The sequence below is a fragment of the Mycobacterium sp. IDUB_36 genome (assembly GCF_055419225.1).
On record NZ_JBVAXH010000001.1, the window covers coordinates 535,623 to 551,878 of the forward strand.

Genomic DNA, 16,256 nt, shown 5'->3' on the forward strand with positions numbered 1-16,256 from the left:
CCGCGCCCCGACCATCGCCGGGGCCATACTCGACACGTGGCCAGCGACGAGGCTGTCCCGCTCACGGGCATCGTGCCGGTTGCTTGTGCCGAACCGGCGTACCGCTACCTGTCACCCCACCAGGCGGCAGTTCTCGACGCCGCAACGCGCCGTTTGGATCTCGGCCCCCAAGACGATCCGGACGAGCGCCGGGTCATCATCTATGTCGACCGTCTGCTGTCGGTGCTGAATGTCGCACCCGGAGGTCTGCACGTGGTCGGATCCCTGCGCCAGCGGGTGGCGGAGTTGCGCCGTCAGTACACCGGCGGGATAGCTCTCCTCGATCAGATGGCCGGCGGCGATTTCACCACGGCGACACCGCTGCGCCAACAGCTCATCCTGCGGCGCACTCCGTTGGCGAATTTCGTCGGGATGTTGTTCGGCCACATCATCGAAGCGATGGGCTTACTCGATCCCGAGGTCAGATTTCTATGACGGTCGGCACGATCATCGGCTGGCGGCGGTAGGTCTCCCCCACCCATTTGCCCACCGTTCGCCGGACCGCTTGCGCGATCCGGGTCGGATCGTTGACTTTCTGCGCCACAAGCGATTTTAGCTCTGCTTCGACCTTGCGGACCACAGGCTCCAACGCCTTGGGGTCTTCGGAGAAGCCCCGCGAATGCAGTTGCGGGGGCGCCGCGGGGCGTCCCGTCTCACGTTGTACGACGACCGTCACCGCGATGAAGCCGGACGACAGGATGAGTCGCTCGCCCAACGTCGTGTCGCCGACGTCCCCGGTGATCAACCCGTCGACGAACATCTTGCCGACCGGAACCGAACCGGCGATGCTCACCGCGCCGCCCACCAGGTCGACGCTGACTCCGTTCTCAGCCAACACGATCGACTCTTCCGGCACACCGGTGCTCGCGGCGAGCTTTGCGTTGGCCCGCATCATCCGCCAGGTGCCGTGCACCGGCATGACGTTGCGCGGCCGGATTCCGTTGTAGAGAAACAGCAGCTCGCCGGAGTACGCGTGGCCGGAAACATGAACGCGCACTTGCTGGTTGGTGATCACCCTGGCGCCGATCTTGGCAAGTTCGTCGATGACCCCGTACACCGCTTCTTCGTTACCCGGGATCAGCGACGAGGACAAGATGATCAGGTCGCCGGCGGTGAGCGTGATGCTGCGGTGTTCGCCGCGCGACATCCGCGACAGCGCCGCCATCGGTTCGCCCTGCGTGCCTGTGGTGATCAGCACCACCTGTTCGGGCGACATCATCTCCGCGGCGCCGATGTCGACGATGTCCGACTCGTCCACCGTCAAGAAGCCGAGGTCCCGCGCGATTCCCATGTTGCGGACCATCGAGCGGCCGACGAACGAGACTCGCCGGCCCAGCGCGACGGAGGCGTCGATGATCTGTTGCACGCGATCGACATTCGAGGCGAAGCACGCGACGATGACACGTCCCTGCGCGCCGCGGATCAGCCGGTGCAGCGACGGACCGACTTCGCTCTCCGAGGGACCGACGCCCGGAATCTCCGCATTGGTCGAGTCGCACAGGAACAGATCCACACCGGAGTCACCGAGCCTGGACATGCCGGGCAGATCGGTGGGCCGACCGTCGAGCGGAAGCTGGTCGAGTTTGATGTCACCGGTGTGCAACACGGTTCCGGCGCCCGAGCGCACCGCGATGGCCAGGGCGTCGGGGATGGAGTGGTTGACCGCGAAGTATTCACATTCGAATACGCCGTGCGTGGTGCGCATGCCTTCGGCCACCTGGACGAAGACCGGCTTGACCCGGTGCTCGCGACATTTCGCGGCAACCAGGGCCAGGGTGAACTTCGAGCCGACGACCGGAATGTCAGGACGCAGCTTGAGCAGGAACGGAATCGCGCCGATATGGTCTTCGTGTGCGTGGGTCAGCACCAGCGCCTCGACGTCGTCGAGACGGTGTTCGATGTGACGCAGGTCGGGCAGGATCAGGTCGACGCCGGGTTCGTCGTGGGTGGGAAACATCACCCCGCAGTCGATGATCAGCAGACGACCCAGATGCTCGAAAACGGTCATATTGCGGCCGATTTCGCTGATTCCCCCCAGCGCCGTCACCCGCAGGCCACCTTTGGCCAACGGACCCGGGGGCAGCAGATCTACCTCCACCGGCTCACCTGAGCACCGAAGCCGCGCGCATGTCGGCGGCGAGCGCATCGATCTGTTCGGGCGTCGCGGCCACCTGCGGCAGCCTCGGGTCGCCGACTTCGATGCCTTGGAGTCGCAGGCCGGCCTTGGACAGGGTGACGCCGCCGAGGCGGCTCATCGCATTCGACAACGGGGCGATCGCCACATTGATCTTGCGGGCGGTGGCGTGATCACCAGACGCGAAGGCGGTCAACAAGTCTCGCAGTTGGCCGGGAGCCAGATGTGAGATCACGCTGATGAAACCTGTCGCACCCACCGCCAGCCACGGCAGGTTCAGCGCGTCGTCGCCGGAATAGTAGGCCAGGCCTGACTCGGCCATCAGCTGCGTTCCGGCGTGCAAGTCGCCCTTGGCGTCTTTGACCCCGACGATGTTGGGGTGCGCCGAAAGCGCACGCAGCGTGTCGTATTCGATCGGCACCACCGAGCGGGGCGGAATGTCGTAGAGCAGCACCGGCAATGGTGTCGCGTCGGCGACCGCAGTGAAGTGCGCCAGCAACCCGGCCTGCGGAGGCCGCGAGTAGTACGGCGTGACGACGAGCAGACCGTGCGCACCCTCGGCGGCGCTGGCCTTGGCCAGATGGACGCTGTGCGCGGTGTCGTAGCTGCCGGCGCCGGCGATGACGCGGGCCCGATCGCCGACGGCTTCCAGTACGGCCCGCAGCAGCGCCAGCTTCTCGGCGTCGGTGGTGGTGGGCGATTCGCCCGTGGTCCCCGACACCACCAGACCGTCACAGCCGGAGTCGACCAGGTGGATCGCCAATCGGGCGGCGGCCGCCAGGTCCAGGGAGCCGTCCGGAGCGAACGGCGTCACCATGGCGGTCAGCAGCGTGCCCAGGCGTGTGTAAACGTCGAATCCGCCGGTGCTCACGGACCCAAGGTTACCTGGCGGTACCAAACCGATTTGCCGGTGCGGCGCAGTTTGCTCAGGCCTCGGTGGCCAGCGGACTGGTCGCCACCTCGGTGCCATCGGCCAGCGTCGCGATCTCGAAGTCGCCGAACACTGCCGGCGCGACGTCGACCAGCAATCGCAGGCATGCGATGGCCAATCGGCGAATCTCGATGTCGGCGTGTTCGCTGGCCCGCATCGCGATGAAATGCCGCCACGCACGATAGTTGCCGGTGACCACGATGCGGGTCTCGGTGGCGTTGGGCAGTACCGCCCGGGCGGCCTGACGGGCCTGCTTGCGGCGCAGCACCGCGTTGGGTTGATCGGCGAATTTGGCCTCGAGCTTGTCCAACAGCTCGGTGTAGGCCACGCGGCCGGCGTCGGCGGCTTCGGTGAGGATCTGCTGCAGCTCGTCGTCGCCGGCCACGCCGGGCGGTACGACAATCCGTGAGTCGTTTTCGGGGACGTAACGCTGCGACAGCTGTGAGTAGGAGAAGTGGCGGTGACGGATCAGCTCGTGGGTACACGAGCGCGATACGCCGGTGATGTATACCGAGACGCTGGCGTGTTCGAGCACCGAAAAGTGTCCGACGTCGATGATGTGTCGGAGATAGCCGGCATTCGTCGCGGTCTTGGGGTTGGGCTTCGACCAGCTCTGGTAGCACGCCCGGCCGGCGAACTCGGTCAGCGCCTCACCGCCGTCGGCGTCGGTGTCCCAGTCCACGTCGGGCGGGGCGAGGAAGTCGGTCTTGGCGATCAATTGCACGTGCAACGGCGCGGTCTCAGCCACGGCGAATACCCTAGCCGGGCGACGATGCAGAGCGCGCAGCGCGATGAGGAGGAGCCCGGCAATCATGGCTAGCCGGGCGACGATGCAGAGCGCGCAGCGCGATGAGGAGGAGCCCGGCAATCATCGCCAGCGGGCCCAGACGTAGGGCACCAGCGCCCGCAAGAAATCCAGGTCCGGCCCGGGCTCGGCGTCGGCGAAGGCGTCCTGGAAATACTCCTCGGCGACGAGCAGAATGCCCTCGGCGTATTCGCTGGTGAAAGTGATGCTGCCGTAGTCGTCCATCAGCGCGCGCACACGCTGCACGAGTTCCGCCGATCGCTCGGGCCTGCTCCGCTGCAGGTAATCCCTGACGACATCGCGATCGTGCCCGTGCGCCGCGGATGCGAGATGCACCAGCGGCAGCGTCCGCTTGCCTTCGTAGAGGTCGCCCAGAATCTCTTTGCCGTAAAGCTGTTCATCGCCCACCAGGTTCAGCAGGTCATCGCGAATCTGAAACGCGGCGCCGAAGTGGAAGCCGAACCGAACCAACGGTCCGAGGTCGGCGGTGCCGCGGGAGCCGACGATGGCGCCGACCCGCAGCGGATGAATCGTGGTGTACCAGCATGTCTTGTGCATGATCAGGTGTAGGTAGTCGTCAGGCTGGACGTCCTCGACGTTGTCGAGCTGCCACCCCACCTCGGTGGCTTGCCCCTCGAGGGTGCGCATCGCCATGGTGTCGAATTCGGCCCACACCAGATCCGCGAGATCACGGTCCAGGCGACGGGTGGCCCGGCGCAACACCTGCCCGGCGACCACTGCCAGCGCATCACCCGCGTTCAGTGCCGCGGCCATGCCGTGTGAGGTTGCCAAAGTTGGCCTGCCGCGACGCATTTCGCTGCCGTCCGCGATGTCGTCGTGGATCAGAAACGCGTTGTGCAACAGTTCGATCGCGACGGACAGACCCAGCAGCTCATTCGCCTCGGCGCCGAATGCCCGCCCCGCAGACAAACACAGGGCCGGCCGGAGCGCCTTGCCCGGCCGTGACGGGTATTCCCGCATCGGCGCGTAGAGCCATTGGGTCGGTTCACCGTCGGGTATTGCGTCGAGCATGGATCGGCGAACCAGCTTGGCGACCTCCCGCAGACGCTCGTCGACCACGCTCACCAGGGCTGCGCGGTCGGCGGTGCTGGTCATGCGCTCGGCAGCCGCACTGTCAGCGTCACCGGCAGCCACAGATCGGGGTTGCCGCCGGCCAGCACGTTACCCCGGTAGATGCCAGGCCGGACGTCGGTCGCGACCGTGATGACGATGCTCACTCCCCGGCTGGACCGGGCCGGCATCGGTACCGCCTCGGTATCGAATCGTACTGCGGCGGCCGGGATTACATGGCCGTCGTGGCTGAGCAGATCACTGACGTGCAGCCGCACCACGCCATGGTCGTCGGTTCCCCGGTTGTGCAGCCAGATCTCGCTGCCGACCGACTCTCCGACCGCCACATCGACGTTGACACCCCGCCCGACTTTCGGGTCGTCGACATCCAAACTCACCGACTCGGGGCCGTTTTTCGCCGTCGCCGGTAGTGAACGCAGCAGAAACTGCCCGGTCATCGACCACCATGCCCGCGTGAGGCGCTCGAACTCATGGAGGCCGTCGCCGGTTGTGGCGCTCTCGCCGACGACGGCGTCGTCCGCTCCCCCATCACCTTTGGGCTCGACGGCGCGAACGAACCGGTCGACGATGCGGCTCGCGGCGCGAAAACCTTCGGCCTGAATCGCACTGAGCGCTCTGGCATTTGCGGCCGGATCGAACACCGAGGCCCACGGCAGGTCGTCGATTGTGCCGTCGTCGTCGAACCCTTGTCTGGTCAAGAATCCTCCCATCGAGCCGGCCGTATCCGGGCAAACAATATTTCATCTGAGTTAACGCTGTAAATCGACCCGTGCGACGGTATGCTACCTGGGCAAACCGGTACCGGAGGCCTCAATGACTGCGCCTGATGTCGCAACCGTCAACCAAGCCCTTCTGGCGCTCTACGGCGCCCTCGATCGCGCCGTGACCGATAACCATGGCGCGGTGGTCGAGGAGGTCGTCGAGCGCTACCTGCCCGGCAGTACCGGGGCCAACGCCGGCTGGTACGACGAACTGCTGGGTTTTCTGGCGGATCCCCTCGACGCGGGTCCACGTGATGCCCACGCATCTGCACCAGCTCCGGAGTTGAGCGACGCGCTGACTGTGCTGCAGCTACGCACGTCCTCACCCGACCACCAGGACGACGCCGACTCACCGAGCCCCGTGCAGCTGTCCCGGATGGTCTATGCCATCGGGGCGCTCAGCCAGCTCCCGATCTACCAGGGTCGCGAAGAGTGGGACGAGCAGTTCTCGCGAACCCTGCAGATTGTCACCCCACTGCGTTCCTCTTCCGCGCGAGTATCGGACGCCGCTGCCGACGACGGTCTGCTCACCCTGTTGCGCAACGCTTTCCGTCAGCGCAGCGACTGGCCTGGTGTCATGCGGTCCGCCGCGGACCAGAATTTGATCGATGACCAGGTGGCCACCGTGCCGCTGTGCGATCTGAAAGCCAAGTGGGTCCGCGGCCACGTGAGTGCGGTTCTGACAACGGAATTCGAGAGTGCGGACGTCTCGCTCGCCGAACTCAAGAACGTCATCGACCCGCTGAACTGGAACAGGTGCCTGTCGTTCTTTTGCGCGATGATCCCCAAACCGGCAAGAACCGACGGCTGGAGCAGGGTCCTCGAGCATGTGAGCACGACCTGTCCGATCACGGGCACACCGCAGATGGTGACGCCGCTGAAATACTGGAAAGGACCACCTGCCGACGAATCCGCGGTGACGGCGTATCTGAACTACGCGCTCGACGAGCAACCGGCCGACGACGGCAAGGGCGACGGCCGGGTGGTCGTCGACGAAGGCTTCATCAGGATGACGGCGACGAACGACAATCCCGCATCCCGCGGTGTCCGGGTGCGAACCCGCAAAGTCGTGGCATTTCACAACCTGTCATGGATCGCCGGCGCGATCTTCGCGTGCTCCATGGGATACGGCTACGAGGGTATGGACATGCTGATCGGCGGCGTCAAGCAGCGCGCGAAAAACCCTCAGGGATGGACGGATTGGGCTCCATCGACAGCACCACCGCAGAAGGGATCACCGGGGAGTCCGGGGCAGCCTGACCAACCGAGCGATCCGAGCCGCCGCGCCATCGAGATTGCCATCGCGATGGCCAACGAGTGCATCGACGACATGTCGACCAAAAGTGCCGCCATCGCAGCCAAGTGGGCAGCGGGCCAGGTGCCCCTCGAAGAGAGCATCGCCTATGGAACGGACCTGGCGGTGCGTCTGGCCGTCGACCCGTGGCGTTATCTCGAGCGACTACGCGAACCGACGCAGGGGAACGATCAATGACCACAGCCTCGCTCATCACCCAGTGGGCAGAGTCCGCGCGCCGTTTCGTCAAGCAGGCCGGTGACATCGTGCTGCAAGCCAATACCGCGATCAACGACGAAAAATTCGGCACGGAGAAGTGGGCCAAGTCGTCGCAGCAACTGATCAATCTTGCCTTGACCACCAGCCTCGAAATGAACCCGGTTCCGTGCCTGCCGCACAAGCCCGATGCGCATGACCTCTCGGACTTCATCAGAGTCGAGCCGGACGGCGAGTTCCAGCGATCACTATCAGTCGCCCGACCATTCGTGCAGGACGGGTCGCCGTCATGCGTCATCCCCGGCCCGTCGATCTATTTTCTGCCCGCGGCCATCCGAGTTCACGCGACGTCGTTTCGGGTCGGCGTCAAGTGGCCGAATCTCCGCAGCGGCACTTATCGGGGGCGGATTCGGTTGACTCAGATCGGTTCCCCCGCAGCCCAATCCGTCGAGATAGACGTCATCATCGACCTGTGAGCACGACCGGACCGCCGCGCACGATCGACGAGCTGCTCGACCGTGCCGTCCAAGCCCTCAACAGCGGCGACCGCGCGACCGCGAGCGCACTGGCGCAGCAGGTGCTGGCCGTCGACAGCGGCAACCGCGAAGCCGAAGACCTCCTGGCGACCCCCGCCGCCGGAACCGGCGAATTACGAAGATTGACAATTCTTTTCGCCGACGTCGTCGATTCGACCGCACTGTCCACCCGAATCGAACCCGAGATCTACCGCACTGTGATCGGACGATACCGCCAACAAGTCAACGACACCGTCAATCGTTACGAGGGGCATGTTTTCTCCACCAAGGGCGACGGACTGCTGGCGGTGTTCGGTCACCCGAAGGCACACGAAAACGACGTGCGAAGGGCGGTGCAGGCCGGCCTCGACATCACTCGGGAAGTCGCGCGGCTCAGCACGCATGTCCAGGCGCGCTTCGGGTTCGAGATCTCGGTGCGCGCCGGGATACACCGTGGCCTGGTCTACCTGGATGTCGCGCAAGACGATGTCTACGGACTCGGCGCGAACCTGGCATCCCGGGTGTCTGGACTGGCGCCGCCGAACGGCGTCGTAGTCTCCGGTGCGATCGCACCGATGGCCCGCGCCTACTTCGAACTCGAGGCCAGGACGGCGCAAACCGTCAAAGGGATCGACGAGCCCGTCGAGCATTTCCAGGTCGTCGGTGAACGCGTCAGCTGGACTCGGATACCGCTCGGCCCGCTCGTCGGCCGCTCCGATGAACTGCGCCATCTGCAATCCAGTTGGATTGAGGCACAGCGGGGTTCGCTGACCAAGCCGGGCGTGGGTTTCACCGGCGAAGCCGGCGTCGGCAAGAGTCGTCTGGCCACCGTGGCCGCCGACATCGCCGAGCAATCGGGCAATCCGGTTTTGGCGTTGATCGGGTCTCCATTTCACGGCGATGTAGGGCTGTACCCGATTCGGACCCTGATCGAGCAGCAATGCGGAATCGAGCGGACCACCGAACAATCCGACCGGCTGCGACTGCTGGAGCAGCAAGTCCGTTCGCACGGGTTCGCACCGGAATCCACTGTCCCACTGTTGGCTTTGGCGTTGGGCATATCCGCCGAACACGGTTACGAGCCCGTTCGCGCCGACGGCGTCAAGCTGTCACGCCTGATCGCGAAGGCGATTCAGCGGTATCTGATCGCGATCGTCGCCGACGGACCAGCGGTGATCCTCGCCGAAGATGTGCAGTGGTTCGACTCGTCGACGCTGAGCGTCATCGAGTCGCTGCTGCGCGCAGACACGGGCCGGCTGCTTGTGGTGATCACGGCGCGAGAACCCGGATCGCTGCCGAAGATTCCTGAAATCACAACGTTCGATCTCGCGCCGTTGACGGCTGCCGAGACCGACGAATTGATCACCGCACTCGACCCGACGTTGCCCGCCGAAGCGCGTGCCGAGGTCCAACACCGCTGCGACGGGGTGCCGCTCTACATCGAGGAAATCGTCACCAAATTGCACGACCAGCCGGCTGACGGCGCAAGGTGGGCGCGGGTGCCGGACGCGCTTTACGAACCGCTGTTCGCGCGCCTTCGTGCCAGTGACACGACCATTCAGGTGGTCGAAGCCGCGGCGACGATCGGCCGAGGATTCGACCGCGAAATACTGCGCGGCGTGGTGGATATGACCGAATCCGAACTGCAGGAATCCATTCGCGACCTGGAGACGGCACGCGTATTCGAGCCGACCGGCGCCGACAGCTGGCGTTTCCGGCACGAGCTGCTCCGCGAAGTCGCCTACGAGCTGCCACCGCCCAGCGTGGGCCGGATCTTGCACAGCCGGGTGGCTGACGCGTTGGTACGCGGTTCGGAGACTCCCGACTGGCATCTCGTCGCGGTGCACTACGAACACGCGGACCGGTTCGACGAGGCAGCGGACGCTTACCGGCTGGCGGCACACGACGCCCGACGTCGGGGTGGCCTCGACGAGGCACGAGCTCATCTCACCCGAGCCATTGAGCAGATCGAGCGAGCGGCACCGGGGCCCGCGCGCGATCGCCGCGAGACCAGACTTCGTCTGCGGCGCGGCTTTCTTGCATCGGCCGCCGAAGGAACCGCCAGCCCCCAGGCCGCCGTCGACTTCGAACGCTGCCTGCAACTCGCGGGCACGAACATGCGTGAGACCGAGCTGTTCGCCACCCTGACTGCCTTGTGGGCGTATTACCTGCCTCGCGGAGACCTCCGACGGACGCTGCAGCTGTCGCAATCCATGCGCGCCAAATGGTCGAACCGCCAGCACTGGTTTCATCCCGCAAACGATGTGGCAGTCGGCATCGTGGCCTGGTACAGCGGGGATTTCACCGCATCGCGACCGGTGCTCGAGGAGGCGACGGCGGCGCTGGTGGCCGTTGGCATTCCGAATTTCGACAACGCGTGGTTTGTTCCCAACGAGCCCACCGTGTCCGCACAGACGCACCTTTCACTTGCGCGGTGTGTCGAGGGCGACCTGGCGGGTTGCGAGGAGTTATTCGCCGACGCGGTGCACCGCTCGGCGCTGCTCGACTTTCCGCAGGGTCCGTTCAGCCATGCCTTCCAGCGCTGCTACGAGATCTGGGTGCGCATCGAGGCCGGCCAACTCGGTGCCGCCGCGGCCGTGGCCGAGGACCTGAGGGCGGAGGCCCAGCGGCACGGCTTCGACTACTGGGTCGCGATGGGCACCGCTCAGTTGGCGACGGTCAATGCGCTGGCCGCGCTGTCCGCCGGTGAGGTCGACCAGCTGTCTACCCACATCGAGATGCTGACCTTCATCGTCCAAAGCTGGCGCGAGGCGGAAGCGATCTTGTTCGTGTCGTTCTACGACGCAGTCCTCGCCCAACTCCTGGCCGCTTCAGGCCAGCTGGACGCGGCGCGTGAACGGCTCGACATCGCACTGGAACTGGCCCGCGAGAACGGGCTCGACTTCTACCGAGCCGAATTGCTGCGGTTGCGCGCCCACACCGCCGATGACGTCGACGCCCGCGACGAAGACCTGCGGACGGCCATCGCGACTGCTCGCCAACAAGGAGCATTCATCTTCGAACTACGGTCCGCCATCGATGATTTCGAGATACGCGGTGAGCCCGCCCGGGGTGTACTGGCGGATGCGATCAGCCGATTCCCGGCCGATAGCGCGTGGCCGGAACTGACTCGAGCACGGGCCCTGCTGTAGTGGGCCGGCCCGGAGGCAAGGTCGCCATCATCGGGGGCGGTATGGCCGGACTCAGCACAGCATGGCGGCTCAGCGAACCGGGATGGCGTGACCGCTTCGACTCCATCACCGTCTACCAGCGCGGCTGGCGACTCGGCGGTAAAGGTGCCTCCAGTCGCGGTCCGCACGGCCGCATCGAAGAGCACGGACTGCACATCTGGCTGGGCTACTACGAGAATGCATTCGGCATGCTCCGCGAGTGCTACAGCGAAATCGACCGTTCGACAACCGATCCGGCAGCGCCGATCAAGACGTGGGATCAAGCCTTCATTCCCGGGGACAACCTGGGGTTGGCAGACAGATTCGGCAATGACTGGCTGATGTGGCTGGGGACGTTCGCCCGTAACGAGGGCCTTCCGGGCGAACCGGATGCTACCGGGCGAGAGATGACGGTGTTCGAGTTCACCCGCCGTGCGGTGCAACTGGTGCGCGACTTCGCCGAATCCCAGCGAAGTGCAGCACCTCTCGGTGTGGAGCTGTCCACGTCGGCCGAACCCGCGCCCACCTCACGCTGGCTCGATGCAGTCCAGTGCGCCGCGATGGCCGCCATGATGGCACTTGCCGACCCGGACACGGCAATGCCCTCGTTGGCCACAATCATCGACAGTGCGGTGCAGGCGACTCGCGAGGCGCTCGATTGCGAACGTAGGCCGGACCACCGGCGGTCATGGCAACTGTTGTCCATGATGGTCGCGGTGATCCGAGGCATCCTCACCGACAATCTCGTGACCGACCCCCGCGGTTTTCGAGCGATCAACGACGAGGACTACAACGCATGGCTTCTGCGCCATGGGGCGCATCCCGACGTCCTCGATTTCGCCCTGGTGCGGGGCCTGTACGACTTGGTGTTCGCCTACGAGGACGCCGATCCAGAGCGACCGGCATTCGGCGCGGGACAGGCGATATTCCTGACCGCGCTGGCATTGTTTCAGTACAAGGGCGCCATCTTCTGGAAGATGACCGCCGGGATGGGCGACATCGTGGTCGCCCCGCTGTACCAGGCACTGCGGCAGCGCGGCGTGCACTTCGAATTCTTCCACCGCCTCGACGCTCTACACCTCGATGACCGGCGTCTGGCCATCGACTCGATCACGATGGGCCGCCAGGTCCGCCTTGCCGATGGATGTGGAACCTATGATCCGCTGACCAAAGTCCATGGGCTGCCGGTGTTTCCGAGTATCCCGTTGACCGAGCAACTGGCTGAGAACCAGATGCCCGACGCGGGCTGGCATGCACTCGAGACGCACTGGTCCGACCGTAGCGACGCGGAGTCGCGAATCCTGCGCCGCGATGTCGATTTCGACCACGTGGTACTCGCGGTCTCGGTGGGGATGCTCCCGATCGTCGCCGAGGAACTGATCGCGGATCGTATCGACTGGCAGGAGATGACCTCCCGGGTAAGGACTGTCGCGACGCAAGCGTTCCAACTCTGGCTTCGCCCTGACGAACCCACTTTGGGTTGGCATGAGCCGGCCGTCACGATCAGCGCCTACCTGCGGCCGTTCGAAACCTGGGCTTCGATGCCGCAGACGCTGTGGAGCGAGGACTGGCCGGAAAGTGATCGTCCGGGAACCGTCGCCTATTTCTGCGGCACGATGAACGCGACCTGGCCGACCACCGACTCGGGCGCTCACTACCTGGATCGCTACCAGCAGCAAGTGCGTGACCAGGCGGCCGATTTCATCAATGACAATCTACGACCATTCTTCCCGAATGCGTTCAACGACAACGGTTTCGACTGGCACCTGCTCAGCGGGGTCAACGGCGAGCGTGGCAGCGCCGCGCTGAACACTCAGCACCTGAGCGTCAACGTCGACCCGTCGGACCGCTATGTGCAATCGGCTCCCGGCACCGAGCGTTATCGCCTACGGCCCGACGAGAGCGGTTATGACAACCTGATTCTGGCCGGCGACTGGACAGACTGCGCCATGAACGCGGGCTGCATCGAAGCGGCGGTGATGTCGGGGCTGATCGCGGCCAACGCACTGCAGCGGCGGCACCGCTTTCACCGCCTTCGCGGTATCTATCTGCCCTGAGCCGTGCGCAGGGCCGCCGCCAGGTCGCCGCGTCGGCCAATCGTCACGCCGGCCAATCCCAACCAACCTGCCATCGCGTGTAACTCGGTGACCAGCGACTCAGCCACCCGCGCGGGCGGCTGCCCGTCTTCGACGAAGGCGCCCACCACGTGCAACGCGTCGGCCGTGCGATCGGCCTTGAGGTCGACCCGTCCCACCAATTCACCGTCGAGCAGAAACGGCCACACGTAGTAGCCGTACTGACGCTTGCTGGCCGGCGTGTAGATCTCGATGCGGTAGTGGAATCCGAACATTCGCTCCACCCGCGGACGAAAGAAAATCAGCGGGTCGAACGGACACAACAGCGCGGTCCCTTGGTCTCGCCGCGGAATAGTCTGTCCCGCAGCAAGATACGCGGGTGCCGACCATCCGTCGACCTGAACCTGCTCCAACTCGCCGGCGGCGACCAGCTGCGCGAGCGCCGGTTTGGCCTGCGTGGGGGCCAGCCGGAAGTAGTCGCGGATGTCGGGCTCGGTGGCCACTCCCAGCGCGCCGGCGGCCCGCCGCACCAACTCGCGGACCGCTTCGTCTTCGTCGACTTCACGGTTCACCACCTCGGCCGGCAACACTCTTTCGACCAAGTCGTAGTGCCGGGCGAACCCGACCCGGGTCGCGGTGGTCAGCCTGCCCGCAGCGAAGAGCGCCTCGGCCACCCACTTGGTGTCGCTTCGACTCCCCCACCAGTCGCCGCGGGGACCGCGCGGCGCGGTGGCCAGGTGGGCCTCGATCTGTCCGGCGGTGCTGGGACCGAGTTCCTCGACGGCGGCCAGGATTCTGTCGGCAAGCGTCGGGTTGGCCTTGACAATGTGCGTGCCCCAGCGGCCATGCCGATACTGGCCCATCCGCCAGCGCATCAGCGGCCAGTCGTCGACGGCCATCAATGCGGCCTCGTGCGCCCAGTATTCGACCAACAGCCGGGGTGAGCGCGCACTGTGCGCCCAGGCCGCGCGGTCGAGTACATCCCGGTCGTAGGGTCCGAGCCGGCTGAACACCGGCGCGTAGTGGGCCCGTACCGCGACCGACACCGAGTCCAGTTGCAAGACCTGGATGCGTGAGATCAACCGGCGCAGGTGCGCCCGGGTGACCGCCCCGCCGGGGTGTGGTTCGTTAAATCCTTGTGCCGCAACGGCTACTCGCCGGGCTTGGGTGGCACTGAGCTTCGAGGTCCGGATGGACACCGCGCCGAGGATACTAGTTCGCCGGCACCTTCAGCTCCCGATACGCCGATTCGAGCGTGGCTGGAACGTCGTCGAGGTCGCGGTAGACACCCATCAGTTGCTCGAGGATGTCGATCCGCTGGCGACTGGCCTGGGCCACGGCCCGCTCGGCCTGCTCGCGGTACTCGTCGGCTTCCCGCTTGGCGTCGGCGAGAAGACGCTCTCGCGCTTGGTGAGCGTCGGCGCTCAGCTCGGCCAGCTCGCGGTCGAGCAACCCTTTGGCCTCCGCATACTCGGCCTCCATGGCTCCGCGTCGCGCGGTGACTGCCTCCGCCTCGACCTCGGCCTGTGCGACGATGGCGTCGGCCTCGGCCTGTGCTTCGACTCGCATCTCCGATACTTCGTCGACCGCTCGCCGGAGCATCTGCGCCATGCGCTGTTGCACCGCATGAGGCGACGGTGAAGTGTCGGCCAGTAGCGAGACTTCCTTACGTAGCGAAGCGGCTTCGTCGCCGAGCTCTCCCAACTTCACCCTCAGGCTCTCGACATCGGCGAGCAGCATTTGCTGCTTGGTAGTCAGCATCTCCACGTGCGCATCGACCGCAGCCGGCCGATATCCCATAAAAGTACGACTGAACACTTCGGTCTCGGGTTCCACGACGGTTCCCCCCTCTGCAGAGCTGACGGGCATAACCAGTCCGATTGTGTCAGGCCTGCCCTTTGGCGCAGGTCACGCGCGTTGGTAGCTGTGAAACCGGTATCGCACCCCGGCGCGGCTGGTGTGCCACTCACCGGGCGTGCCGACCCAGTGCTCGTCGAGCACCGGTGCCACCGCATCGCCGTCATCACGGGGCAGGTCGATGTCGATTTCGGTGACCTCACACCGACGTGCCTGGGGCAATGCCAGGGCATAGATCTGTCCGCCGCCGATCACCCACGCCTCCGGGTCGGTCAGCGCATCGTCGAGGCGGTGCACCACCGCTGCACCCTCTGCCACGAAGTCATCCTGGTGAGTCAGGACGACATTTCGGCGTCCCGGAAGCGGCCGGAATCTCGGCGGAAGCGAATCCCAGGTCAGACGACCCATCACCACCGTGTGTCCCAGCGTGACCTCTTTGAAGCGGATCAGGTCCTCGGGGACTTTCCAGGGGATGTCGCCGTCCCGCCCGATCACTCCCGAGGTCGACTGCGCCCAGATCAGGCCGAGTCCACTCATACAGCGACCGGCGCTTTGATCGCCGGATGCGGATGGTAGTCCTCCACCACGACGTCGTCGTAGGTGTAGTCGAATATCGAGTTACGCGGTGCAAGAACCAGTTTCGGATATGGGCGGGCGTCGCGGGTCAGCTGCTCGGTGACCTGTTCGACGTGGTTGTCATAGATGTGGCAGTCGCCGCCGGTCCAGACGAAGTCGCCGACATCCAGGCCGGCTTGCGCGGCCATCATGTGGGTCAGCAGCGCGTAGCTGGCGATGTTGAAGGGCACGCCGAGAAACAGGTCGGCGCTGCGCTGATAGAGCTGGCAGCTGAGCCGACCGTCGGCGACGTAGAACTGGAACAGCGCGTGGCACGGAGCCAGCGCCATCTGTGGGATCTCTCCGACGTTCCACGCCGAGACGATGATGCGCCGTGAGTCCGGGTCGGTCTTGAGCAAATCCAGCGCCGCGGTGATCTGGTCGACGTGATCACCGGACGGTGTCGGCCACGATCTCCACTGCACTCCGTACACAGGGCCGAGATCGCCTGTGTCGCTGGCCCATTCATCCCAGATCGATACACCGTGGTCGTGCAACCAGCTCACATTGGAGTCGCCGCGCAAGAACCACAACAGTTCGTAGACCACCGATTTCAGATGCACCTTTTTGGTGGTGATCAGAGGGAAACCCTCGGCCAGGTCGAAGCGCATCTGATGGCCGAACAGGCTGCGGGTACCGGTGCCAGTGCGGTCGGACTTCGGTGTGCCCTGCTCGAGTACCAGCCGCAGAAGGTCCTCGTACGGGGTGGGAATCGGCACGCGTTTACCTTAGCGGCGATCGCAAGGCCGGCG

At 65.3% G+C, this 16,256-nt stretch carries 14 protein-coding genes; 5 read left to right on the forward strand and 9 right to left on the reverse strand.

Annotated elements, in window-relative coordinates:
• Nucleotides 1–36: 36 nt before the first annotated feature.
• Entirely contained in the window at nucleotides 37–474 is a 438-nt protein-coding gene (locus tag ACZYW1_RS02560; RefSeq protein WP_463783005.1) for a hypothetical protein, read from the forward strand.
• On the opposite strand, the gene ACZYW1_RS02565 is transcribed toward ACZYW1_RS02560, so the two are convergent.
• The 5 genes from ACZYW1_RS02565 to ACZYW1_RS02585 all read right to left on the reverse strand — a co-directional run bounded on the left by ACZYW1_RS02565 (nucleotide 461) and on the right by ACZYW1_RS02585 (nucleotide 5,699).
• Nucleotides 461–2,137, reverse strand: coding sequence for a ribonuclease J (locus ACZYW1_RS02565; RefSeq protein WP_463783007.1), 1,677 nt, complete (start codon nucleotides 2,135–2,137; stop codon nucleotides 461–463). The two genes, ACZYW1_RS02560 and ACZYW1_RS02565, sit on opposite strands and share 14 nt — an antisense overlap.
• A 4-nt stretch (nucleotides 2,138–2,141) precedes the next feature.
• Nucleotides 2,142–3,044 carry a 4-hydroxy-tetrahydrodipicolinate synthase gene (gene dapA / locus ACZYW1_RS02570; RefSeq protein ID WP_463783009.1) on the reverse strand — a complete coding sequence of 301 codons (903 nt, stop codon included), beginning with the start codon at nucleotides 3,042–3,044 and terminating at the stop codon, nucleotides 2,142–2,144.
• A gap of 55 nt (nucleotides 3,045–3,099) precedes the next feature.
• Nucleotides 3,100–3,852 carry an FAD-dependent thymidylate synthase gene (thyX, locus tag ACZYW1_RS02575; RefSeq protein ID WP_463783012.1) on the reverse strand — a complete coding sequence of 251 codons (753 nt, stop codon included), beginning with the start codon at nucleotides 3,850–3,852 and terminating at the stop codon, nucleotides 3,100–3,102.
• Nucleotides 3,853–3,972: 120 nt separating this feature from the next.
• Nucleotides 3,973–5,025, reverse strand: a complete 1,053-nt coding sequence (locus ACZYW1_RS02580) for a polyprenyl synthetase family protein (RefSeq protein ID WP_463783013.1) — start codon at nucleotides 5,023–5,025, stop codon at nucleotides 3,973–3,975.
• Entirely contained in the window at nucleotides 5,022–5,699 is a 678-nt protein-coding gene (locus tag ACZYW1_RS02585) for a hypothetical protein (RefSeq protein WP_463783014.1), read from the reverse strand. Before ACZYW1_RS02585 ends, ACZYW1_RS02580 begins: the two co-directional genes overlap by 4 nt.
• 115 nt (nucleotides 5,700–5,814) lie before the next feature.
• On the opposite strand from ACZYW1_RS02585, the gene ACZYW1_RS02590 reads away from it, so the two are divergent.
• The 4 genes from ACZYW1_RS02590 to ACZYW1_RS02605 are packed head-to-tail and all read left to right on the forward strand — an operon-like array spanning nucleotide 5,815 to nucleotide 13,014.
• Complete coding sequence (locus ACZYW1_RS02590) at nucleotides 5,815–7,254, forward strand: hypothetical protein (RefSeq protein ID WP_463783016.1); 1,440 nt, start codon at nucleotides 5,815–5,817, stop codon at nucleotides 7,252–7,254.
• The gene (locus ACZYW1_RS02595) at nucleotides 7,251–7,748 is read left to right on the forward strand and encodes a hypothetical protein (RefSeq protein WP_463783017.1); all 498 of its coding nucleotides are present in this window, start codon (nucleotides 7,251–7,253) and stop codon (nucleotides 7,746–7,748) included. Before ACZYW1_RS02590 ends, ACZYW1_RS02595 begins: the two co-directional genes overlap by 4 nt.
• Nucleotides 7,745–10,939, forward strand: coding sequence for an ATP-binding protein (locus tag ACZYW1_RS02600; RefSeq protein WP_463783018.1), 3,195 nt, complete (start codon nucleotides 7,745–7,747; stop codon nucleotides 10,937–10,939). The genes ACZYW1_RS02595 and ACZYW1_RS02600 overlap by 4 nt, the downstream gene beginning before the upstream one ends.
• Nucleotides 10,939–13,014, forward strand: coding sequence for an FAD-dependent oxidoreductase (locus ACZYW1_RS02605; protein WP_463783019.1), 2,076 nt, complete (start codon nucleotides 10,939–10,941; stop codon nucleotides 13,012–13,014). The genes ACZYW1_RS02600 and ACZYW1_RS02605 overlap by 1 nt, the downstream gene beginning before the upstream one ends.
• Here the strand turns inward: ACZYW1_RS02605 and ACZYW1_RS02610 are convergent.
• The 4 genes from ACZYW1_RS02610 to ACZYW1_RS02625 all read right to left on the reverse strand — a co-directional run bounded on the left by ACZYW1_RS02610 (nucleotide 13,002) and on the right by ACZYW1_RS02625 (nucleotide 16,223).
• Nucleotides 13,002–14,225: a winged helix-turn-helix domain-containing protein gene (locus ACZYW1_RS02610; protein WP_463787648.1), complete on the reverse strand. Its 1,224-nt coding sequence runs from the start codon at nucleotides 14,223–14,225 to the stop codon at nucleotides 13,002–13,004. The two genes, ACZYW1_RS02605 and ACZYW1_RS02610, sit on opposite strands and share 13 nt — an antisense overlap.
• Before the next feature lie 19 nt (nucleotides 14,226–14,244).
• Nucleotides 14,245–14,832: a cell division protein DivIVA gene (locus ACZYW1_RS02615; protein WP_463783020.1), complete on the reverse strand. Its 588-nt coding sequence runs from the start codon at nucleotides 14,830–14,832 to the stop codon at nucleotides 14,245–14,247.
• Between the two features lie 108 nt (nucleotides 14,833–14,940).
• Nucleotides 14,941–15,426, reverse strand: a complete 486-nt coding sequence (locus ACZYW1_RS02620; RefSeq protein WP_463783022.1) for a dihydrofolate reductase — start codon at nucleotides 15,424–15,426, stop codon at nucleotides 14,941–14,943.
• A complete protein-coding gene (locus tag ACZYW1_RS02625) occupies nucleotides 15,423–16,223 on the reverse strand; it encodes a thymidylate synthase (protein WP_463783024.1) in 801 nt (266 codons plus the stop codon). Before ACZYW1_RS02625 ends, ACZYW1_RS02620 begins: the two co-directional genes overlap by 4 nt.
• Nucleotides 16,224–16,256: the final 33 nt, after the last annotated feature.